The 21,376-nt window shown below is 61.3% G+C and carries 17 protein-coding genes; 9 read left to right on the top strand and 8 right to left on the bottom strand.

Features of this window, described 5'->3' with window-relative positions; genetic code table 11:
- Positions 1–3 precede the first annotated feature (3 nt).
- The gene (locus tag JJJ17_RS19650) at positions 4–1,386 is read right to left on the bottom strand and encodes an oligosaccharide flippase family protein (RefSeq protein ID WP_200689506.1); all 1,383 of its coding nucleotides are present in this window, start codon (positions 1,384–1,386) and stop codon (positions 4–6) included.
- A 212-nt stretch (positions 1,387–1,598) separates the two neighbouring features.
- On the opposite strand from JJJ17_RS19650, the gene JJJ17_RS19645 reads away from it, so the two are divergent.
- Together JJJ17_RS19645 and JJJ17_RS19640 are read left to right on the top strand one after the other, a co-directional pair.
- Positions 1,599–2,783 (top strand): glycosyltransferase, encoded by a 1,185-nt coding sequence (locus JJJ17_RS19645; protein WP_200689504.1) that lies wholly within the window; start codon positions 1,599–1,601, stop codon positions 2,781–2,783.
- 1 nt (position 2,784) lies between these two features.
- Positions 2,785–3,609, top strand: a complete 825-nt coding sequence (locus JJJ17_RS19640; RefSeq protein WP_200689503.1) for a glycosyltransferase family 25 protein — start codon at positions 2,785–2,787, stop codon at positions 3,607–3,609.
- Positions 3,610–3,619: 10 nt separating this feature from the next.
- On the opposite strand, the gene JJJ17_RS19635 is transcribed toward JJJ17_RS19640, so the two are convergent.
- From JJJ17_RS19635 to JJJ17_RS19625, 3 genes are read right to left on the bottom strand one after another with little or no spacing between them, the layout of a single operon-like run.
- Positions 3,620–4,471 carry a CpsD/CapB family tyrosine-protein kinase gene (locus tag JJJ17_RS19635; RefSeq protein ID WP_200689501.1) on the bottom strand — a complete coding sequence of 284 codons (852 nt, stop codon included), beginning with the start codon at positions 4,469–4,471 and terminating at the stop codon, positions 3,620–3,622.
- Between the two features lie 27 nt (positions 4,472–4,498).
- A complete protein-coding gene (locus tag JJJ17_RS19630; protein ID WP_200689499.1) occupies positions 4,499–6,013 on the bottom strand; it encodes a GumC family protein in 1,515 nt (504 codons plus the stop codon).
- Positions 6,010–6,948, bottom strand: a complete 939-nt coding sequence (locus JJJ17_RS19625; protein ID WP_325168843.1) for an ExeA family protein — start codon at positions 6,946–6,948, stop codon at positions 6,010–6,012. Before JJJ17_RS19625 ends, JJJ17_RS19630 begins: the two co-directional genes overlap by 4 nt.
- A 406-nt stretch (positions 6,949–7,354) precedes the next feature.
- Between JJJ17_RS19625 and JJJ17_RS19620 the strand changes: the two genes are divergently transcribed.
- From JJJ17_RS19620 to JJJ17_RS19605, 4 genes are all read left to right on the top strand, one after another.
- Complete coding sequence (locus JJJ17_RS19620; RefSeq protein ID WP_325168844.1) at positions 7,355–8,023, top strand: sugar transferase; 669 nt, start codon at positions 7,355–7,357, stop codon at positions 8,021–8,023.
- Positions 8,024–8,155: 132 nt separating this feature from the next.
- Positions 8,156–10,708, top strand: coding sequence for a tetratricopeptide repeat protein (locus tag JJJ17_RS19615; protein WP_200689495.1), 2,553 nt, complete (start codon positions 8,156–8,158; stop codon positions 10,706–10,708).
- 198 nt (positions 10,709–10,906) lie between these two features.
- Entirely contained in the window at positions 10,907–11,518 is a 612-nt protein-coding gene (locus JJJ17_RS19610; protein ID WP_200689494.1) for a polysaccharide biosynthesis/export family protein, read from the top strand.
- 5 nt (positions 11,519–11,523) lie between these two features.
- A complete protein-coding gene (locus JJJ17_RS19605; RefSeq protein ID WP_200689492.1) occupies positions 11,524–12,876 on the top strand; it encodes a PorV/PorQ family protein in 1,353 nt (450 codons plus the stop codon).
- On the opposite strand, the gene JJJ17_RS19600 is transcribed toward JJJ17_RS19605, so the two are convergent.
- The 4 genes from JJJ17_RS19600 to JJJ17_RS19585 all read right to left on the bottom strand — a co-directional run bounded on the left by JJJ17_RS19600 (position 12,860) and on the right by JJJ17_RS19585 (position 18,576).
- The gene (locus JJJ17_RS19600; RefSeq protein WP_200689490.1) at positions 12,860–13,915 is read right to left on the bottom strand and encodes a glycosyltransferase family 4 protein; all 1,056 of its coding nucleotides are present in this window, start codon (positions 13,913–13,915) and stop codon (positions 12,860–12,862) included. The genes JJJ17_RS19605 and JJJ17_RS19600 overlap by 17 nt on opposite strands.
- A gap of 54 nt (positions 13,916–13,969) precedes the next feature.
- Positions 13,970–15,592 (bottom strand): exosortase E/protease, VPEID-CTERM system, encoded by a 1,623-nt coding sequence (gene xrtE, locus JJJ17_RS19595; RefSeq protein ID WP_200689488.1) that lies wholly within the window; start codon positions 15,590–15,592, stop codon positions 13,970–13,972.
- A gap of 101 nt (positions 15,593–15,693) precedes the next feature.
- Positions 15,694–15,909: a hypothetical protein gene (locus tag JJJ17_RS19590; protein ID WP_200689485.1), complete on the bottom strand. Its 216-nt coding sequence runs from the start codon at positions 15,907–15,909 to the stop codon at positions 15,694–15,696.
- A gap of 138 nt (positions 15,910–16,047) precedes the next feature.
- Positions 16,048–18,576, bottom strand: a complete 2,529-nt coding sequence (locus JJJ17_RS19585; protein ID WP_200689484.1) for an SdrD B-like domain-containing protein — start codon at positions 18,574–18,576, stop codon at positions 16,048–16,050.
- A 490-nt stretch (positions 18,577–19,066) separates the two neighbouring features.
- Between JJJ17_RS19585 and JJJ17_RS19580 the strand changes: the two genes are divergently transcribed.
- The 3 genes from JJJ17_RS19580 (at position 19,067) to JJJ17_RS19570 (ending at position 21,337) form a co-directional block, all read left to right on the top strand.
- Positions 19,067–19,291, top strand: a complete 225-nt coding sequence (locus JJJ17_RS19580; RefSeq protein ID WP_200689483.1) for a hypothetical protein — start codon at positions 19,067–19,069, stop codon at positions 19,289–19,291.
- 405 nt (positions 19,292–19,696) lie between these two features.
- The gene (locus JJJ17_RS19575) at positions 19,697–20,161 is read left to right on the top strand and encodes a carboxymuconolactone decarboxylase family protein (protein WP_200689482.1); all 465 of its coding nucleotides are present in this window, start codon (positions 19,697–19,699) and stop codon (positions 20,159–20,161) included.
- 168 nt (positions 20,162–20,329) lie between these two features.
- A complete protein-coding gene (locus JJJ17_RS19570) occupies positions 20,330–21,337 on the top strand; it encodes a hypothetical protein (protein ID WP_200689481.1) in 1,008 nt (335 codons plus the stop codon).
- The last annotated feature ends 39 nt before the right edge of the window (positions 21,338–21,376 follow it).

Genomic DNA, 21,376 nt, shown 5'->3' with positions numbered 1-21,376 from the left:
CCGTCAGCCGCCGAAGACCGTCGCCGGATGCCAGCTTCCGGTCAGAAACGGCGCGGCGGCCCGTGAGGTGATGAAGAACTGGCTCAGCACCTCCCAGTTCCACCAGATCGCCAATACCGCGAAGGCCAGCCCGATGAGGGCGAACTGCGCGTCTCTTTGCAGATCGGTGCCATGATGGCGACGCAGGTAATATTGCTGCAGCGGGTAGATCGTCAGCGTGATCAGCCCCTGAACCAGCAGAACACCGAAGATCCCGAACAGCCAGAACCCTGCCAGCATATAGATGAAATTCAGCACCGCCTGCAGCAGCACCAGCTTCGAGAAGTCGCGCGAATTTCCCTCGGCCAGCAGAAGCTGTGAATTGCCAATGGTCAGCGCCACCGGGAGCTGCATCAACACCAGCACGATCAGGATCGGCCCCGCCGCCGCATAGCGCGGATCATAAAGCAGGCCGATCAGCAGATTGCTGATGACTGCCAATATACCCAGCAAGACGATCAGACTTCCGGTCAGCAAACTGCGGGCACGGCGGATCTTGGTGCGACTTTCGGGGCTCTCGGACGGGCGAACCTGCCGGTACAGTGGAAACAACACCCGCTCGGCCACCGCCGCCCCCAGCATCAGCGGGAAGGATGCCATGAAGAAGCCGATATTATAGATGCCCAGATCGGCGAAGCTGACCAGCTTGCCCAGAACGATCTTGTCGCCCTGATTGACGAAGAACCCGGCCAGTGTGCTGACGAAGATGAAGCGACCGAAGCGGATCAGTTCATATGCAGCAGAACGGTCCCAGCGGAAACGGTTGGCGATGCCGGGCATGAACCAATGTCCCGCGATCACGGTGGCGAGCGTGCCGATCAGCGATCCGATGACCAGCGCCCAGACCGACGGCCAGACCAGCGCGCAAGCGATCGTGATGACAATACCGAGCGCCTGCGTGATCATGCCGATCACGGTCAATCGCCCGAGCTGCAAGTTACGGTTCGCTGTTGAGGTCTTGGTCGTGGCGAAGCCCATGAGAAGGGCGTTCAGCCCGACCACCGGCAAAAGCTGCAGAATCTGCGGCTCCATATAGAAAATGGACAATGGCCAAGCCAGGGCACAGGCAGCCAACCACAGCACGACGCCGCGGATGACCTGAATGGTCCAGGCCGTGTTCAGGAAATCGGCCTCCTCACCGCGCTTGTTCTGGATGATCGAGGGGCGCAGCCCGATATCGGAAAACATCTGAAGCCCGACCATGAAGGTCTGAATCAGCGCCATCAGGCCAAAGGCTTCGGGAAAAAGAAGCCGGGTGAGAATCAGATTAGAGATCAGCCGCAGAAGCTGCTGCCCTGCCGTGCCGCCTAAGGTGATGGCCGTTCCCCGCAGGGCCCGGCTGCGCAACCCGTCCCCGCTCAGTAATCTTACAAGACGCAAATTCACACCACGCCGCCGAGAGGGAATGAATTTCCCAACTTCTCCTGCGGCATAGATCGTTCCGCGCGCTCAGTCACCCCCCGTCAGCGTGATGTCGGCTCGCCTGATAGCGATAGCGATTGGCCAAAGCGATGCCAGCAGATATTGTGCGCGCGTGATGAGTAACACGTAATGTTCTGATGAACCCGACGGCCATGGAATTGCACAATCTTCTGGTGATCGCCCCCGCCCCCGGCAGGGCCGATGGCGACAGTCTGATCCTCGACAAGAAATTCGTCGAGGGGATGCGGTTCTATGCCAATGCCTGGCCCGGCCGCACCACCTGTCTGTTGCAGGAACCCCGGCGCGAGGGGCCGTTTCTGGGCCGTTTCGATCCCGCGGCGCTGCCCTTTGCCGTCAGCCTGCGACCAACGGGCCATCATGTCACCGCGGCCGATCTGGACGGCCATGACGTGATTCTGTGCAGCGGCGACAATCAGGAATATCTGCATGTCGCCCGATTGTGCAGGCAGGCCGGAAAGGCGATCTATTTCTCGATCGAGAACATCCCCGAGACCCGCCGCAAGATCGTGCTGCTGGATCCCGGTCGTTCGCTGCCGTCGCGGCTGCGGGCGCTCTGGAATATCGGGCGGGCCGAACGTCAGCGCCTGTGTGCTTTCGCCTTGGCTGACGGGTTGCAGGCAAATGGCTATCCTGCGGCTGATCTTTATCGTCCGGTCAATGGCAATACGGTGCTTTATCTGGACAACCGGATCGATGGCGCGCTGCTGGCCACCCCTGAGGAAATGGCCGCGCGGCGGTCGCATCTTCTGGATGGCGGTCGATTGCGGCTGATCCATTCCGGGCGGTTGGAGCCGCTGAAGGGCAGTCAGGATCTGATCCCGATCGCCCGCAGATTGCGCGATGGCGGCGTGGATTTCAGTCTCGACATCTTCGGTGACGGCACGCTGGACGGGGCTATCCGTCAGGGCATCGCCGATCACGGGCTGTCACAGCATGTCCGCCTGCATGGCTCGGTCGATTTTGCCACCGAACTGGTGCCCTATGCCCGACAGAACAGTGACCTGTTTCTAAGTTGCCACCGACAGTCCGACCCTTCCTGCTCCTATCTCGAAAACATGGGCTGCGGGCTGGCGGTGATGGGCTATGGAAACCGGATGTGGACTGCGCTGGCCGCAGACAGCAAGGCCGGATGGGTGGCGCCGATGGATGACTGGCAGGCGCTGGCCGACCGGCTGATCGCGCTGGCCGCCGATCGTCGCGACCTCGCCGATGCCTGCGAACGGGCATGGAGCTTTGCCGGGGCGCATCTTTTCGAGACCGAATTCGACAAGCGAATCGCGCAGATGAAGAAGGGCGGATAGCTTGACCAACACTGACTCTCAGGCAGGGCGGATAGAAAAGGACAACAGCATGCGACCCGAAGGGGAAAGCGATTGGCCCATCTTCGTGGTCTCATTGTCTGTTGCAACGGAACGCCAGGCAGAAATCACCCGGCAGATGCAAGAGATGGGCCTGCCCTTTTCCTTTGTCGAAGCGGCTGATTGTCGGAACGGCGTCCCTGCTGAATTCGAGCCGCAGATCGACCGGCCTGGTACGATCGCGCGTAATGGTTATCCCATGAGCAACGGGGAATATGGCTGCGCCCTCAGCCATCTGAAGATCTATGATATGATCCTGTCCCGGAACCTGCCGGGCGCGATCGTTCTTGAGGACGACGCCATCCTGACGGAGGCCTTCAGGGATTTCTGGAAAGCGCGAGACTATGCAGGATATGACTTCGTGCAGCTTTGTTATTTCGATGCGCGCTACTGGAGATGGCCGAAGCATGTCGCGAAAAGCGGCGTCGAGCTGCGGTATCTGGCCGAGAATGCCTTCATGAATGCTGGTTATCTGGTCTCCAACAAGGGGGCTGCATATTTGCTGGAGGGCGGCAGGCCCATCACGACCAGAGCTGATTGGCCCTGCGACGTCACGAGGCTGAAAGCGGCTCTGACCATCCCGCCGATCATTCGCCATCCCGTTCCGGAACTGGCGCAATCCTATATCGGTGAACGCGGCAGCCTGATACCGGCGGGGTTCGACTTCAGTGCTGGCTATGCGAAGGTCTGGAAACGTCTGGTCAGCATTGCCGCATGGCGGCGCTTTCTGATGAAGCGGTTAAGCATTCGGACGACTCCGGGTTTCTGACCCGCAGGGATTACGCCGAATGCTCGACCGCGTCGGCCATGCCGTCGCCGTGGCGATAGCCGTTCAGCACGACGCCCAGCACATTGGTATATTCGCCAACCTCGCGCTCGCAGCTGTCGAAATCGCCGTATCGGGTCTGGTCGGCCCGGACCAGGATTAGCGCGCAATCGACATGCTGCAGGAAGGCCCGCGCGTCGTCGCCGATCAGGATCGAGGGCAGATCGAAGATCATCAGGTCGGGATCATATTCCTGCTGGATGCCGGCCAGCGTGTCCTTGGTTGTGTCGGCCATCAACAGACGCGTCGGGTCGGTATCGGGAACGCCAGAGAGGCACAGCGCCAGATTGGGGCCGATCCGCTGGGCATGGTCGGCGAAGCTGCGCTCTCCGCGCAAAAGCGGCGTGATCGAAGGCGGCTGCGGCAGGCCGAGCTTCTGCGCCACGGTCGGCGAACGCAGGTCAAAATCGAACAGGATCGACCGCAATTCCGGTTGCCGGCCCAGAGCTAGCGCCAGATTGGTCGCAACCGTGGATTTCCCGCATCTCGGCAGGGGCGAGGTCACCGCCAGCCGCCGCCAGCCGTTCTGGCGCATCTGGTAAAGGATCTTGGTGCGCAGCACATCGAAAGGCGTCGATTCCTGCGACGCGCTTTGCGACAGGATCCGCGATTGAATCAGCGCACCCCGATCAAGCTGGACCTCGGGAACCGCCAGCCACCGATCTGCCTGCCCGGTCAGGGGGGCCGCCACCGGGGTGGTGCTTTGCACGACGGGCGCTGCCGGGCGGGAGGCGACCTCGGCGGCGGAGGCATCTACCTCACGTTTGCGACGCGCAGTCTCGATGGCGGCTTGCAGCTTTTCCATGACGGGTCCCTTCCCTTGCGAACCGGATCAACCCAGACCCAGGCGGCCGACGATCTTCTGGGTCAGGATATCCAGCGGCATGTAATTCACATGCAGCACCCACAGCCCAAGCGGTATGATGATCAGCACGGCCAGGGTTGCGGCCATGCCCACACTCTGTCGCCGCCGTCGTTCTTGCCTGCTTTCGATATAGGGAATGACCGCCAGCGGCGTGATCTGGAACCGCGAACGCATCTCGGCAGGACGGCGGATGGCGCTGTTCAGAAGCTCCATCAGCACGAAGAAGCCGCCCGCCAGACCCATGCCAAGTGCCACGCCCATCAGCGCGATCTTCTTGCGGTTCGGGCCCGAGGGCAGGCTGGGCACACTGGCCGCCTCGATCACGGTGATCCGTTCGCCGCGCGATGAGGCCTCGACCCGTTCGGCGGTGCGCGCCTGACCCAGGCTGGACACGGCGGCATCGTAACGGGTCTGGATATTGGCCTGATCCCGCTCCATCGCGCCCAGCGTGATCGCAATCGCCGCGGTCGCGTTGATCGACTCGGCAAGCCGGTCCAGTTCCTGATTGGATTGCGCCAGTTCGGTATTGATCGCGCTGACCCGGCTGTCGATCTGCGCCAGATTCAGATCCAGCAGCGAATTGCCGCTTTGCTCTGTCGTCGAGCCGGTGGCCACGCCGACATTACGCTCGGCCAGGGCGATGCGGTTGCGCAATGCCTTCACCCTTGCGCTATCCTCGGCATAGACGCCCAGCACCGAATTCAGTTCGGCCTGAAGCGCGGCAAGCTGCTGCTGCTCCATGGATTGCGGGGCGTTACTGACACCGATGCTGCCGGTCTGTTCGAAGATACGGACCATATCGGCGCGCTGTGACTGTAACGCCGCCAGATCGCTTTCCAGCCGCGAAACCCGTTCCTGCAGCAATGATTGCCGGTCCTGCCGGTAGCGCAGGTTTTCCGGCAGGGAATCCGCATTCTCGCGCTTGAAATCGAGGATCCTCGCAGTCTGCGCATCCAGATCCTGCCCCAGACGGTCCACTTCCTGCTGGTAGAAGCTCAGCCGGTCCTCGGCCAGACCGACGCGGGTGCGAGTATTGGCGCTGAGGATCAGCGTGGTGAATTCATTGACCACCGCCGCCGTCATGCGTGGATTGGTCGAGGTGAAACCAACCGTCATCAGCGTCGCCTGATCGCGGCCATCGAAGCGACGGACGGTCGTGCTGGTCATCATCTCGGCGACCTTCTGATCGACGCTGAGCGAGGAATCGCTGCTGAACACGTCCAGCTTGTTGGCAACATCGATCATATTGGCGCGGGTCATCAGCCGCTGCTCGATGATCTGCAGCATCTCGCCCGCCGCCATGGCGTCTCCGCTACCTTCGGGAATCTGCGCCCCTTCGACCAGAAGCCGCGCGGCGGTAAAGTAGGTCGAGGGGGCGCGCACCGCCGAAACCAGTCCGAAGACCGTGCAGATAATCAGCAGGGCCAGCATGATCGGCAGGCGTCGCAGCAACAGCGACCAGTAGAAGCGCAGGTCGATCATGGCCGCTCTCGCTTGATCTCTTTTTCAGGGCTCCGGTCATCGGATGCCCGGTTTTCAACGGTCTGGAATTCATGGGCCAGAACCAGACGCCGCTCTGGCAGGACCGGCTCGGGGGCGGCGATCAAGATCAGCCCGTCGCCGATCACCTCGTCCACCAGTTCGACCGTCACCGCCTCGACATCCGCGGCGGCGCCATAGACCAGCGTCAGATCGGCGATCTTGTTGATCATCCGGGGCACGCCCCGCGCCTCGGCATGGATCCGGGCGGCCGCCTCGGGCGAGATCTCGTCACCCGAACCGCCCGCCTGTTTCAGCCGGTGGCGAATATAGGCGGCCGTACCTTCGGCATCGAAGCTACCCAGATGAAAGGTGGCGCTGACCCTTTGCGCGAATTGCCGCAATTCGGGACGCATGATGATTTCGCGCAATTCAGGCTGGCCCAGCAGGACCAGTTGCAAAAGCTCGTCCTTGCCGGAATTGATATTGGTCAGCATCCGCAATTCCTCGAGCGTGTCGGCGCCAAGGTTCTGCGCCTCGTCGAAGATCAGCACGACCAGCCGGCCGGCGGCATATTCCGACAGGACGAAATCCTGAAATGTCTGGAACAGCTGGACATAATCCGCGCCTTGCGGGGTTGGCACGTCGAAGGCATTGAGGATCCAGCGCAGAAGATCGCCCCGGTCGCCACGCGCATTCGAGATCAGCCCGACGCACATGTCATCCTCGACCTTGCACAGCAGCGCCTGGATCAGGGTGGTCTTGCCTGCGCCCACCTCGCCGGTGACCACTGTCAGGGGCGCGCGCGTCATCAGCCCGTATTCCAGCACGGCAAAGGCTTTGCGATGCTTGTCCGACCAGAAGATCATATTGGGATCGGGTAAGATCGAGAACGGACGGATCAAGAGGCCGAAATGATCAAGATAGAACTGGCTCACCCTGAAACACACTCCGAAAATACGGGGCCGATATAACCGCTAAGATTTTCATTGGCTAGCCTGTGGAGCGGTCAGGGATACGGATCGAAGCGATTGTGATGAATCCGGACCGATATGCGAAGCACGAATCGTTGAGGAGTTCGTTTTTGCGACAAGCAACTACCAAAATTCAACTATCAGTTGCATTTTTATATCGCGCAATCGGTCCCGGATTGCGCAAGGGAACCGGAACGGTCGGTTCATGCGCCGAATATCGCGCGTTTTAATCGAATTCAATTCGCATTGTTCAGATCCGAAAGTCGCCATGATAGCGTTGATCGTCCTGCGGCCCTGTCGCCCGGGAACGGTTCCACGAGGATCGGATGTCTTTTTTCAGAGTGTCCCGTTTTAAGGGGATTTTGTGGTGATCGATTGGCGTGCATCCGCGTTCAACCCTGCGGAAGAGGTTGGCCGCTCCCCGTCCGAGCGCGGCATCTACCGCAATGGCGGCAAGCGTTTCTTCGAGGTTTCGCTGATCCTGCTGACCGCCCCCGTCAGTCTGCCGCTGATCCTGTTGCTGGCGCTGCTGGTCGCGCTGGACGGGCATAATCCTTTCTATGTGCAGAAGCGGATCGGCCGGAATGGCCGGATTTTCCGGCTGTGGAAGCTGCGCAGCATGGTGGTGGATGCCGATGCGCGGCTGGCCGGGCATCTGGCGCTGAATCCCGAAGCGCGGGAACAATGGAATTTGACCCAGAAGCTGAAGCAGGATCCGCGCATTACCCGGATCGGCTGGATTCTGCGTAAAACCTCGATGGACGAACTGCCGCAACTGCTGAATGTGCTTAACGGAACCATGGCTCTGGTCGGCCCGCGGCCAATGATGGTCGGGCAGCGGCATCTTTATGTCGGGCGCAGTTATCGCCGCCTCCGGCCCGGAATAACCGGGTTGTGGCAAATATCAGAGCGAAATGAGTCGGAATTTGTTGCGCGAGTGCGCTATGATGACGCCTATCATCGCAGCCTGTCTCTTTGGACAGATTTGCGGGTCCTGGCTCAAACGGTTCTCGTGGTTTTACGCGGAACAGGTTATTAAGGCCGGGTTGGGTTAACAATTTAGCGCGGCGGACGGTAAACAGCCGTTTTCCTTGCGCCTTTGACGAGACGACAGAACATGATTTCCGACAATGACCTGCGCTCCGCCCCTTTCTCCCGGAAAGGCTCTGGCATGACTGCGGTGCGCGGCAAAGGATTGCGCCTCCTGTTGCCGATGGCGCTTGCGGCGGGGCTGACGCTTTCGCTGGCCGCCTGCAAAAGCTCAGAAGAAGAGGCGACGGATTATTACCAGTCCGGCCTTGATCTTCTGGCCGAAGGTGATGTCGATCGCGCCGTCGTCCAGTTCCGCAACGTCTTCAATATCGACGGCACCCATTACGAGGCCCGCAAGAAGCTGGCCGAGGTGATGCTGGAACAGGGCAACCCGCGCGAGGCCTATAGCCAGTATCTGCGGCTGGCCGAACAATATCCTGACGATCTGCCCACCCGGATCGCGCTGTCCCGCATCGCCTTCGATCAGGCCCAGCCCGAGGAATTCCGCCGCCATGTGACCCGCGCGATGGAGATCGCCCCGGATGATGTGGATGTGAAGATCCTCGATCTGGCCCAGCGTTATGCCGATGCCACCCGGACCAATGACAACGACGCCCGCATCGCTTTGGCCACCGAGGCCGAACCTCTGATCGAAGCGCGTCCCGACGATCCGATCCTTCTGGGGATGCAACTCGACAAGGCCGCCCATGACAAGGATCTGGATCTGGCCGACCGGCTGACCTTGCGGCTGATCGAACTGCAGCCCGACCGCTACCAGCGCTATCAGCAGCGGCTGGCCCTGCTGATCGAGCGTGGCGACATGCCCGCGGTCGAGACGCATCTGCGCCAGACCATTGCGAAATTCCCCGACGACCGGGGACCGAAGGTCGATCTTCTGCGCTTCCTGATGTCGCAGAACCGCCCGAACGATGCCGAATCCTATCTGCGCGAGATGGCGGCAGCCAGCCCGGCCGACGATCCCTCGGTGCGGGTCGATCTGATCCGCTTCATCGAACAGCAGCGCGGCATCGATGCCGCACGGACCGAGCTGGACCGGATCATCGCCGATGGCGGCGAGCCGCTGGTCTTCGAGGTTCTGCGGTCCGGTTTCGACTTCCGCTCCGGCAAGACGGATGAGGCGATCGCCGATCTCCGCAAGGTGCTGGCAGGCGTGACCGAACCTTCGGACCGCTCGCGCGATGCCAAGGTGCAACTGGCGCGGATGCTGGTTTCGACCGGCGACGATGCGGGCGCACGCGCAGAGGTCGGGGAAGTCCTGACCCAGAATGCCGCCCATCCGGGCGCGCTGAAGATGCAGGCCGTCTGGGATACGCTGGCCGACAAGACCGACGATGCGATCATGTCGCTGCGGGGCGTGCTGGACCAGTCGCCCGAGGATGTCGAGGCGATGAACCTGATGGCCGACGCCTATATGCGGGCGGGCGAGATGGATCTGGCCCGCGACTACCTGACCCAGGCGGCGGATGCCTCGGGCAATGCGCCGGAACAGTCGCTGCGGCTGGCGCAATCGCTGTTCGCCGAGGGGCGCTATCGTCCGGCCGAGGATGCGATCCTGCCGGCCCTGCGTCTGGCCCCCGACAATCTGCAGCTTCTGAACCTGCTGGGCCGGGTCTATCTGGCCATGCCCGACCTGCCGCGTGCCGAAGGTGTGGTGACACGTCTGCGCGAATTGGGCGAACAGCCCGGCAATGCGCAGGCGCGGGTGATGGCGGACGAGTTGGAACTGAACCGCCTTGCCGCCGTCGATGGTCAGCAGGCCGCGATGAGCTATCTGCAGGATCTGGCTGGCAAGGATGATGCCGGGCTGGGCGCGCGGGTCGAACTGATCCGCGCCCGGCTGAGCTCGGGTCAGATCGCCGAGGCGCAGGAAGCCGCGAAGGCACTGGAAGCCGACCGGCCCGATGATCGTATGGTGAACATGGTCGTTGCCATGACCGAGGCCGCCGCGGGCGAGACCGATGCGGCGCGCGACAGGCTGCGGGGGATGATCGCCGACCAGCCGCGCGATCTGCAGCCCTATCTGGCACTGGTCCGGCTGGACAGCGTCAGCGGCGATCTTGCCACGGCCGAGGCGACCATTGCACAGGGGCTCGAGGCGCTGCCCGATAATCCTGACCTGCTCTGGGCCAAGGCGGGCATCGCCGAGCGGAATGGCGATATCGACGGCGCCATCGCGATCTTCGACCAGCTCTACGAGCGGAATTCCGAGTCGATCATCATCGCCAACAATCTGGCCAGCCTGCTATCGACATGGAAATCCGATGACCCCGAAGCCTTGGCACGCGCCTCGACCGTGGCGCGGCGGCTGAAGGATACGCGCGAGCCTGCCTTCATGGACACCTATGGCTGGATTCAGCACCTGAACGGCGCAAGTCAGGCCGGGCTGCCCTATCTGGAAGGGGCGGCGGCGCGTCTGCAAAACGATCCGATGGTGCAAATCCATCTGGGCGTCGTGCAGGAGGCCGTGGGCCAGAACGATGCCGCTCGTGCGCAGTTGCGCAAAGGGCTGGACATGCTGCCCGCGGACGAACCCGGCCCGTCCATCATCCGCGCCCGCGCGGCGCTGGAGCGGCTGGAGAATCCGGCAGGCGCAAGCAGCGAAGCCGCCCCGGAAGGCGAAGACCAGACGGCGACTGAAGAAACCGCACCGGCCAATCAGCCGGTGAATTGAAGCGAACCATTACACGCTTCGGTCGAAAATAACCCCGGGACCGCCGAAACATGTGGTCTCAGGGCGACAGAAAAGGAATTAATCCGCGCCTGTCGTCCGCCCCGTGATCGACCGGAAACGTGTTGTGCTATTTGAATAAAACGGACTGCGGCGGATCGGATCATCGCTTGCGGGACGACAGGATAAAGGGACTGATCGATGAACATCCTGCTGCGCTCCATTCTGGCGCCGGTGCTGTTGCTGGTACTGGCCTTCACCTCTGCCGCTTCGGCACAGGAATACCGGATCCAGCCGGGCGACCGGCTGAATATCGAAGTGCTTGAAGATACCAGCCTGAACCGCTCCGTCTCGGTCCTGCCGGGCGGCACCATCAACTTTCCTTACGCCGGCAGCCTGAACGTCGCGGGATCGTCGCCCACCTCTGTCGGCAATCGCATCTCGCAGGCCCTGGCCGGGGTTCTGGCCTCGCCGCCGACCGTCTTCGTCAGCGCCATCCCGCTGGAGCCGATCCCCGGCATGGGGGACGAGGTCGAGAAGCCCGTCGTCAATATCTACATCATGGGCGAGGCGGCATCTCCCGGTGCCAAGGCAGTCGAGCCCGGCACCACCTTCCTGCAGGCCCTGTCGCAGGCGGGCGGGCTGACCCCCTTCGCCGCGACCAAGCGCATCCAGTTGCGGCCTGCCGGAACACCCGGACAGGTGATCACGGTGAACTATGCCGCGATCATGAAAGGCGCGATCATGAACCATGATCCGGTCCTGCGCGAAGGCGATGTGATCATCGTGCCCGAGCGGGGACTGTTCGAGTAATGGTCATGCGCGCCACGGCACGTGCGCGCCTTTCCCTTGGGGGCGCGCTGCTTGGTCTGGGCGCCGCCGGGGCACTGTCCTTTGCCGCCATGGCTCAGGACGATAACCAGCTTGCGCGTCGCGCCACGCTGACCGTCGGCCAGCAACTTGCGCTGGACAACGGCAACCTGATCGGGGTCATGCCGCTGGATCTGCAATTTCAGACCGGCACGCGGGCGCAGAACCTGCAATTCTCGATGTCGGTCCCGATCGAACAGGGCGATCCCGACAACGACGATTTCTTCAGCTTCGGCGATGCGCAGGCCCGGCTGCTCTATCGGCGCGGCGCCCGCAATTCGTCCTTCGAGACCGAGCTGAGCTATCGCCAGTCCGACCTTGACCGCGACATCCTGTATGATGAATTGACCGACCAGCTTGTCACCGTGGATGGCGGCAGTCTGGCCACCAGCACCGCACGGGTCGGCTATGTCTTCGGCACCCAGTCCAAGCTGGGCGGCGAGATCGGTCTGCAATATACCCGCCGCGACTATTCGGACACGACCGATGCCGCACTTTACGACTATGACAGCGTCAGCGGCGATATCCGTTTCTATCTGGAACCGACACCGCTGATCCGCGCCCGGATACTGGCATCGGCTTCGCGGACCGACAGCGATGGCGGCACCGATACGCGCAGCTCAGAACTGGGCGTGGGCGCGTCGATGCAGGTGGACAAGCTGACCAATCTGGATGTCGAGATCGCCCATAGCCGCATCCGGCGCGAATATAACGATGGCCGCATCGCGAATACCACCGGCCCGGCCTATCGGCTGAATCTGACCCGCTCGCGACCGAATGGCGACTGGACCTTGTCCTACAGCTCGTCCGTGGGAACCGAAGGGCGGCGTGACAATATGATGCTGGGCCGCAGTCTGGAAATGCAGACCTACAACCTGTCGGCAGCCATCGGCGCCACGCATTTCGACGGCAATTACGATCCGATCTACCAGATCAGCTACAGTCAGGAACTGAACCGCAGATCGCGGATGCAGGCCTCACTGCGCCGCAGCGCCATCACCGACGCCGATGGTGACGAGGCGGTTAATACCGATATCTCGGCCAGCTACAGCCATCAGATCACGGAACTTTCCAGCCTGAACACATCTCTGGGCTATCGCGCTTCGGACATCCAGACCGGCAATCGCGACAATGCCGAGACCTTCTCTTTCGATATCAATTACAGCCATGCGCTGAATTCCTCGATGTCGCTGGTGGCCGGGGCGAATGTCGTGCGCCGGTCGGGTGGCAACAATGATACGCGCGAGGATGACGAGCGTATCTATATGGGCGTCAATCGCACCTTCAACTGGCTGCCCTGAAGGCGCGGGCTTCGCCAATCTGCAAGCCCAGAACCATCTCTTGCAAACTCTGCGCGGCCGCCTTGTCCGAGAACCGCGCGGCGGCGGTATGCAGTGCGTTCTGCCCCAAGACATCGCGAAAATGCGCATCATTCCATAGTCGGCGGATCTGCCCGGTCAGGTCCTGAACGTTACCGGCTTCGACCAGCAGACCGTCATGTTCATGATCTATATAGCCGTCGGTTCCGGGGCTGCGCGTGGCAATAACCGGCACACCCAACTGCATTGCATTCACGAAGGTAATCTGTCCCGATGCGGTCTGCAGATTTGACAACGGCGTGACCGAAATCCGTGCGCGTGACAACAGCTCCAGACACTCCATCTGGCTGAGATCCGACAGAAAGCGGACATGCGGGCTGGCTGGCAGTGCCTGTATATCCGCCGCCTTGGTAACAATCACGGTTGGGATTCCAAGCTCGTCCACCGCTTTCAGCAAAGTCGGATAATCCCGCTTGGCAGAACCCATGGCCAGAATAAATGGCTTTTCACTGTCTTCTTGTCTGCCGAGAGGGATCTGGCCTCGCTGCAGCGGGACGAAACGGAAGCGTTCGCGCGGAAGCCCTAGATATTCGGCATAGCTTTCCACTTCCTGAGGTGAATGCACGACATAAATGTCTATCTGATCCGCCACCAGCCGGGCCAACTTCTGCCGTCGACCTGCGCGCAATTCACCCAGATTGTAGTTATAGGCAATGATGGCAGGCTTCGAACGCCCGAATTTCTTGATCAACCCTGCGCACATCGCCAATTGCGGAAACGACGTGATGACGCCGTCAGGGCGTCGTCTGAACGCTTGAAAAGCCTGTCTCAAATGCGTCAGCCATTCCGAGCTCGAGGTGACAGCAGATTTTCGGCTGTGCCAGCTCATATGGCTTCGCGGGGTGAAGATCTTTTCAAAAGACAGCCGTTCGTCTGTGATCAGATCATCAAGCCATTTGGCCGGGGGATTGTCGAAATATGGCGCGGCAACAGCCCATTGGAAACGAGAGGACATCTTCATCTTCACCTTTCAAAACCAGTAGCGCACATACTTTCGATCGCCCATATCGGCCAATCAGATAATCGCCAGATTTCCCGTCGCCGCCGCGAAGGCGAAGACGATCAGGTTGGCCATCGCATGGGCGGCGATCCCGTCGGCGATCCGGCCGCGATGGCGCACCGCCAGCGAAAAGACGACACCGGCGATGAACGCCTCGATCCAGCGGTCATGCAGGGCAGCGAAAAGCCCCGCGCTGATCGCGATGGCCAGCACATTGCGCCATAAAGGCGCGGGTGCATCCACGGGTGCACCGCGCAGACGGCTTTCCAGATAGTCGCGGAAGAACAATTCCTCGACCAGTGGCACCAGAATAACGGTGCCGATGCCGCGGAAGACGAACCACAGGATCACCAGCCCGCCGGTCAGCGCCCCATAGGGGGGCGGTCCTTCGGAGGGCGCGACCGGGATCGCGATCCACATCAGGCCGATGGCAGCGCCCGCCGCCCAGGCCACAGGCGAAACCCGCCAGACGATGCCGCGCAAGGCGGGCCAGACCAGCGCCAGGATGGCGGCCAGCAGAATGACCCGGATCGGATAGAACATGGCCGGGTTCTGGCTGATCGCAGGCGCAATCACGGCGGTCAGCATGAAAACCGCGAAAGGCAGAATCCGGGCTGCAACCGGATCGCGCCGCAGCGGCGGCAGCGGTGCCACCGGGGCCGTGGAAACTGTGGGCGCACGGTGCAAGGCCGGCACACGCCGGGCCACCGCAATGATGCCAAGCGCGACCAGCGTGAACATCACCCAGCCTGCATGGCTGTGAAAACCGCCCACCGCCAGCTCTGGATGGCCCTCGATGCCGATGATCAGCAGGACCGCGATGCGAACGATGTTCAGCGCCACACTGGCCGCGATGCCCAGCGGATACAGCAGAAAGGCGCGCGGGAAGCGTAGTTCGGCGCGGAAGAGCCACAGGTAAAGCGTGACGAAGATCGTCACCAGCGCGATCCCCTCGACCCCGGAACAGGCCGGGGCGACCGAGACCACGAAGCCCTCGACGCCGATATTTCGATGCACCGGGTTCGAATAGATCTCGTAGCCTAAGGCCCCGATCAGCCATGTGACGGCGTGGAAGGTCTGCGCGGCAATGGTTTCAAGCTGCCAGATCGGCTGCAGCTTGACCGCCAACGCGGGTGCAAGCGCGCCAGCAGCCATCGCCACCAGCAGCGGCAATCCCGCCTGTCGCAGAAACTGTCGCCACAGGGCGCGCGGCGCAAGCCACAGCAGAATGCCCGTCAGGATCAGCCCCATTCCGGCGGTCCAGAGCAGAAAGGCAGGCCACAGCATCGCCGCGCCGTCGCCTTCACGCATGAAGAGCGCCGGTGACATCGCCAGAACGAAGCCCGCAAGGTTCAGCCCCAATGGGCGCGGATCATGACCCGCCTCGGCCAGCAGGGCGCGAAACAGCGCCGGGCGCAGCACCGCGAAAAGGCCGACCGTGGCGATGACGCAATAAAGCGCCGCAAGGCTTTTGCTGGCCGTGCCGCAGGCCCGGTCGCCCCAGTTCTCGCGGCAGTCGAAATTGATCCCGTGTTTGAACAGCAGCCCGATGATCAGAAACTCGGCCACGATCAGCACGGCGGCCAGCAGGATCGGCGCCACCGGCAGACGAGAGGAAAGGGTGCGGCTGTCAGTCATGGCGTGAATTACGGGCACTTGTTACAAGATGATCGGGCGATTTGCGCAAATAAGCAGGCCCGCCGGGGGCGGGCCTGTCAAGTTCGTCGCGATCGCAGCGCTTAATGAGCGCGGCGACGACGCTCCCAGGTCAGCAGCACGATGGCGGCCAGCGCGGCCAGAGCGGCGGTGCCTTCCAGAGCGCTGATTTCCGGGATCGCGGTGGTCGGGGTGCAGCCCGGCAGGGTCGGGTTGATATCACAGGTCGCAGCAGTCGCGACCGAAGCGAAGAGGCCGTATGCGGCGGTCGAAAGACCGGCTAGGGTAAAGTACTTCACGTGGTTACTCCTAACAAAGGACAGAGGTCCAAGTCTCTGCCGTCGAATGTCCGGCCTTCATAAAAGGAAGACCGGTTCCGGCACTTGGACTGCCGGAACAAGTTCGGCTGGCCCATTACCGGGCCAGCCAGCATTCCATCAATAGCACAGGCAGTCCTGAGCAAGGTCATCAAACAGGATACCGATGATCATCGGCTGCTTGTTGCCCGCTGCAATGGCATCTGCCGTCGGATCAAGGATGACCGAGACGACATCGCCAGCACCTGCTTCGTAGCCTTCACCATTGGCAACGGCCAGATCGTAGATTTCCCGCGCATTGGCGATGGTGCCGAAAGTCGGGTTGGCTTCGTTGACGAACAGGAAGTCGTCGGTCAGACCCCAGATCGCGCCTTGGATCTCGGCTTCGGTATAGGTCCGGCCATTGCCGTCGCCATTGTCCACCGAGCTGAAATCCTGGTTCAGGATCCAGTTGACCAGATCAAGGTTCTGCGGGTTGGCGATCGAGGCCGGAGCCTCGGCCTCGGTGCCCAGATAGATGTTCACCGGGATGTTGACGCCCATCTTCACCGGCAGGTTCGCGTTACCGCAGAAGACCACGTCGAAGGACTTGCCGTCGAAGCGATCATCGCCGGTGCCGGTCACCAGAGCGGTGTAGAACTCGCCGCCGGTCGTATCCAGCGACAGCCGCATCACGCCGCTATCCGGCAGGCTGTCGCGGATGGTTTCCAGCGTGTTCAGCGAACCGCAATAGCCCATATTGATATTGGCCGTATCGATGCCGCCATTGCCGTCCGAGATCTCGTAGCTGTAGCTGGCAGTCGCCGATTGACCGACCAGCAGGTTCGCATAGTCCGAACCTTCCGAGTCGAAGACCAGTTGACCGGCGACCAGCGAAACCTTGACGCCATCGTTCAGGGTCACGGTCTGACCTTCGGCGATGTTCTGGCCAGCCACTTTGGTGATGGTCAGGCTGTCGCCATCGGCATCGGTGTCATTGGCCAGCACGTCAACGATCTTGTCCACGCCGACGCAGGTCTTGGCAGCGTCGTCCTTGGCATCCGGGCCCTTGTTGTCGATGATGAGGCCGGCATCGACATCCTTGACGGTCTCGCAGGCTTCGACCTTGTAGATGCCGGTCTGGCCGGTGGTCTGGCTGGCATCGCTGTCGATGCGGTCGTCGTTGCCGACATTGGCTTCGGTCAGCACCTTGCCGTCATGCGAGGTCGGGAAGACCACGCGGTAATCGCCGGGGTTCAGGTTGTTGAACTTGTAGGAACCGTCAGCCGCGGTGGTGGCGGTGCCGACAACCTGACCTGCCGCGTTCAGCAGTTGGACGATCACGCCCGACACGCCGGCTTCGTTGTTGTCCAGACCGTCCTTGTTGACGTCGAAGAAGACGCGGCCTTCCAGCGCGCCCGGCTCGACCTTGTCCTGACAGAACTCGATCTTGTCGATGATGACGTTCTCGCAGCCCTTGCCCGAGGCTTCCAGCTTGATCACGTCACCCTTTTTCAGGTTCAGATCCTCAAGCGATTTCTCGACCCAGCCACTTTTCTTGGCGTTCAGGCTGATCGTATCGACCAGTTTGCCATTGACCAGAATCTTGATGGTGCCGTCAGCGCCAGCGGTGTCATAAAAGCGGATGCTGAAGTCATATTTGCCGCTGTCGCCCGAGAATTTGGTCGAGGCGGTGCCGCTGCTGCCGAAATAGGAGCTCATCCACGAGCTGCTCAGGGCGATGTATTTGCCGTCCGACGCGCTGCTGGCCTTGCCGACCGAGAAGCAGGACAGGTTCATGTCCTCGGCTTCGATGATGATGCATTTCTTCTCGCCGCAGCCGCAATCGTCGCCCGGTGTGGGTTCTTTGACGTCGCAGACATTGACGGTCAGTTCCTTGTTGGTCACGCCGCCTTTGCCGTCGCTGACCGAGACGATGACCTTGTAGCTGTTGTTGCCGTCGGAATCGGTCGGCTTTTCGTAATCCGGGGCGTTCTTGAAGGTCAGCACGCCGGTTTGCGGATCGATCACGAAGGCCGAACCGTCGCTGCCGCCCACGATCGAGAAGGTCAGCGCGTCGCCGTCCTTGTCGCTGGCATTCATGTCGATGACGAACTTGGTGTTCTCGTCAACGCAGAGAATGCCGTTCTCCGGGCAGTTGGTGAAGACGGGCGGGGTGTTGGGGGGCGCAGTGTTGCAGTTGACCAGACATTTGTAGTCGATCCAGCTCCCCGAGACGCTGCAGGTCTGGGTCACGGTCAGAAGGGTGCCCTGCGGCGGTTGCGCGCCGTAGAAGGTGAAGTAGCCGTTGCCCGCGCCGGGCGAGTCATGGCATTCGACCTTCATGTCGATCAGGTAATAGGTCTTGCCGTCCGAGCCTTTCAGGACGTGATACTGTTCGGCATAGACCTTGCCGCCGACGCTTTTGCCATTGATGTAGGCGTCCTGACCGCTGCGGTCGCTGGACCCGCTGGACCACCAGCTGCTGGAGCCGCCAGACAGGGTGCCGTCATTGTCGTAGGTCGCCATTTTGACCGTGGCCTTGCCGACATAGAAGCTGTCGCCCTTGCCGAAGTCGCTGCCGTTCTTGCCGTTGGCCAGAAGATCGGCCTCGGTGAACGCGCACCACTCATACTTCTTGCTGCTGCTGCCGCCATAATAATAGGTCATCGCACTCTTTCCCGTAACAGCCCCCTGAGGGGAAACCACTTACAAAGCACGCAGACACAACAAACACGGGCATACACACCACCCGTCATTCCAGATGTTAGGTAAACCTGTTCGTTGTCCCGCGTTCCTGAAAAATCCATATCGTTAATTTATGTTCAATTCTACGCATTTCGTTGTCGCGCGACCTGTTTTTCCGTGTAGCATCCACAACTTAATGGCTTTTTTTGGAACATTTGCGCCCGCCTTGGTTGTGGCCGGTTCCGGCAATTCTTTGCCTACAAGAATTGCCGTTCCGTGATACAACCGGAAGCTGCAATTCCTGCTTCAGGAGAATCGAATCAATGTCCGGTCGCTTTCCGCAAGGGATCGCATCCCCGCTGCCCGGGCTATGCCTCGATCACGGCACGATTCGCCCAAGCCAATGACAATTCAACGATTTACCAAAAGACTGTCCCGGCGATGACGGTCTTTTGCAGCCTGTAGCGAAGCCATGATCATCGTTGTCCTTTTCCTGATCGTCCTGGGTTCCCTTACTGCGGCACTGGCGGCCTACATCCATGATTTCTCATGGGGATTCATTGCGATCTCTTATGTGGCCGGTGGCTGGGGAGGATTGCTGACGGGGCTTCCGGCGCTGTTCTTCCTCAGATGGCGCCGACAACGCAGGATGATGCGGGAATCCGGACAGCCGGATCCACAGCCTTCTCGTCGTTGATCATCTCAGAGTTGCGGAACATTCCCGGAAAAAATCGGGACCGGATCAGGAAAACCGGCATCTGGCAGATCATTGCCGCACGTTAAAGTTGTATTTTTAATTGTCCCAGCCGACATAAGGTTGACCATTTTAATAATCTGCCGAGTTTATCCGAAATCATGGCCAGAAATATATTGCGGCTCCTGAAGCAAGTTTCCGCAGAAACCGGAATGAAACCCGTTCCGTTTTTAATTCGCCTTCCAATAAACCTATTCCCCTTAAACCGGCACCGCCTCAGGGCCGCTTGTCGTCTTCGGAGCGGGGCCGACCCGGTCAAGCCTTTGCAAGCCGTTTCCCTCCGCCCGCCTGTCACATATCCGGCCTCTGCCTCGTCATGATGATGGAAGCATCAGACGGAGAAAGACGATGTCAGACCCTCGCCCGAATTTTCAGCAGGCCTCGCCTGCGGTGTTTCAGGCCATGCTGGCGCTGGAAGAGCAAAGCCGTCAGTCCACCATCCCCGCGACCATCCGGCAATTGGTGAAGATCCGCGTGTCGCAGATCAATGGCTGCGCCTATTGTCTGAACATGCACAGCCCCGAGGCCCGGCATGCTGGCGTTTCGCAACAACAACTGGACGTGCTGGCGGCATGGCGCGAAAGCCCGGCCTTCGACGCCCGCGAACGCGCCGCCCTTGGCTGGGCCGAGGCGCTGACACGGATCGAGGCGACCGGCGCTCCCGATGCTGATTACACGGCGATCGCGGCGCAGTTCGACGAACGTGAACAGGTCGAGCTGTCGCTGATCATCGTGGCGACCAACGGCTGGAACCGGCTGGTGGTCGGTTTCCGCAGCACACATGAGCTGCGGCAGAAGGAAAACGCCGCCTGATTCCAGGATCGACCGACAGGGCGCGGCGCACGGATTCTGCGCCGCGCCACATGCAACAGTGCAGTTTTCAGCAAATAATTCAACCAGAACGAGCATTTTGGCTGGACTCACACGGGCTGCAACGCTGCGGGCTTTACGAGCCTTGAGGCATCGGACAGAGTGCGGGTGTTGCCTTATCAGATTTACATCACCATGCCCTTCGACGACCTACCGACATCTGCCGGATTGGCTGACCGTATCCTGTCTGTCCTGCGACGCAGGATGCGTCGGGGTCGCCGTCAGCATCATCCCTCCACAAGCGCTGCCGATCGGCTGGCCGCCACGTCAGTGCAGAGAGAACCTGCCGTGCCTGCCTGTCCGATCCTTCTGCATGAGCCCGCCTATTACGCCCAGACCGCACGCCGCCTGAATCTGGCGATTGCAGGCTATCGCGCCGGTGAAACCAATGCCGCCGCCCTGAATGCTGAAATCGTGGACACGATCCTTGTCGATCCCTTCGCCGCCATGCTGGTTCTGGACAATCTGCCCGGCACCAGCCGTCGGCAGGAATGGCTGCAGCGGCTCGGCGACCCTGTCGGGGCGGATCCGGACTGGACCCGGCGGCTGACCGAGTTGATCGAGGCGCTGCGGGGAACGGGCGTGGCCGGACCATCATGGGAGTTCGCCCATCGGCTGGGGGCAGAGCTGACGGCGGTGATGCCGGTCATGGCATGGCTGGACCAGATCCGCGACATCACGGACCGGATCGATCCGACCGGCCCCGAGGACTATGCAGTTTTCCGGCTGATGACCGGGATCCGCACCTGTCTCTCGCCGCTGTTGGGGCACGACGACATCACCCGCGCGGCGCCCATCGGGCAGGAATATAGCGGCGGCAAGATGCAATTCGTCGATCTTTTCGCCGCCGACCCGCCACGTCAGGGCGCCGCGCTGCAGGCAATTGGCTGGCTCGACCGGCAACCGGGCCACAGGCAACCCGCGTTATATGCATGGTTCGTGAACAGTTCGTTTGAATATTACATGGCCATGGGCCCGATGCCGGTGCATCTGCCGCCCGCGCTTGCAGAGGCAGCCCCCGGTATCGCGCAACTGCATCACCGGCTGGCAGGCCGATTGATGGCGGAATTTGCCGCTGATGCCGACAGGATCGGCGGCACTTGGACCGGGCAGGACTGACCCGCCGCACGATCCCCCTGATATAGCCCGGCCTCACAA

Source organism: Paracoccus caeni (genome assembly GCF_016629665.1).
In the GTDB taxonomy this organism is placed as follows: domain Bacteria; phylum Pseudomonadota; class Alphaproteobacteria; order Rhodobacterales; family Rhodobacteraceae; genus Paracoccus; species Paracoccus caeni.
The sequence above is the reverse complement of the archived record's forward strand: the minus strand, read 5'-3'. Positions and strand labels throughout refer to the sequence as shown.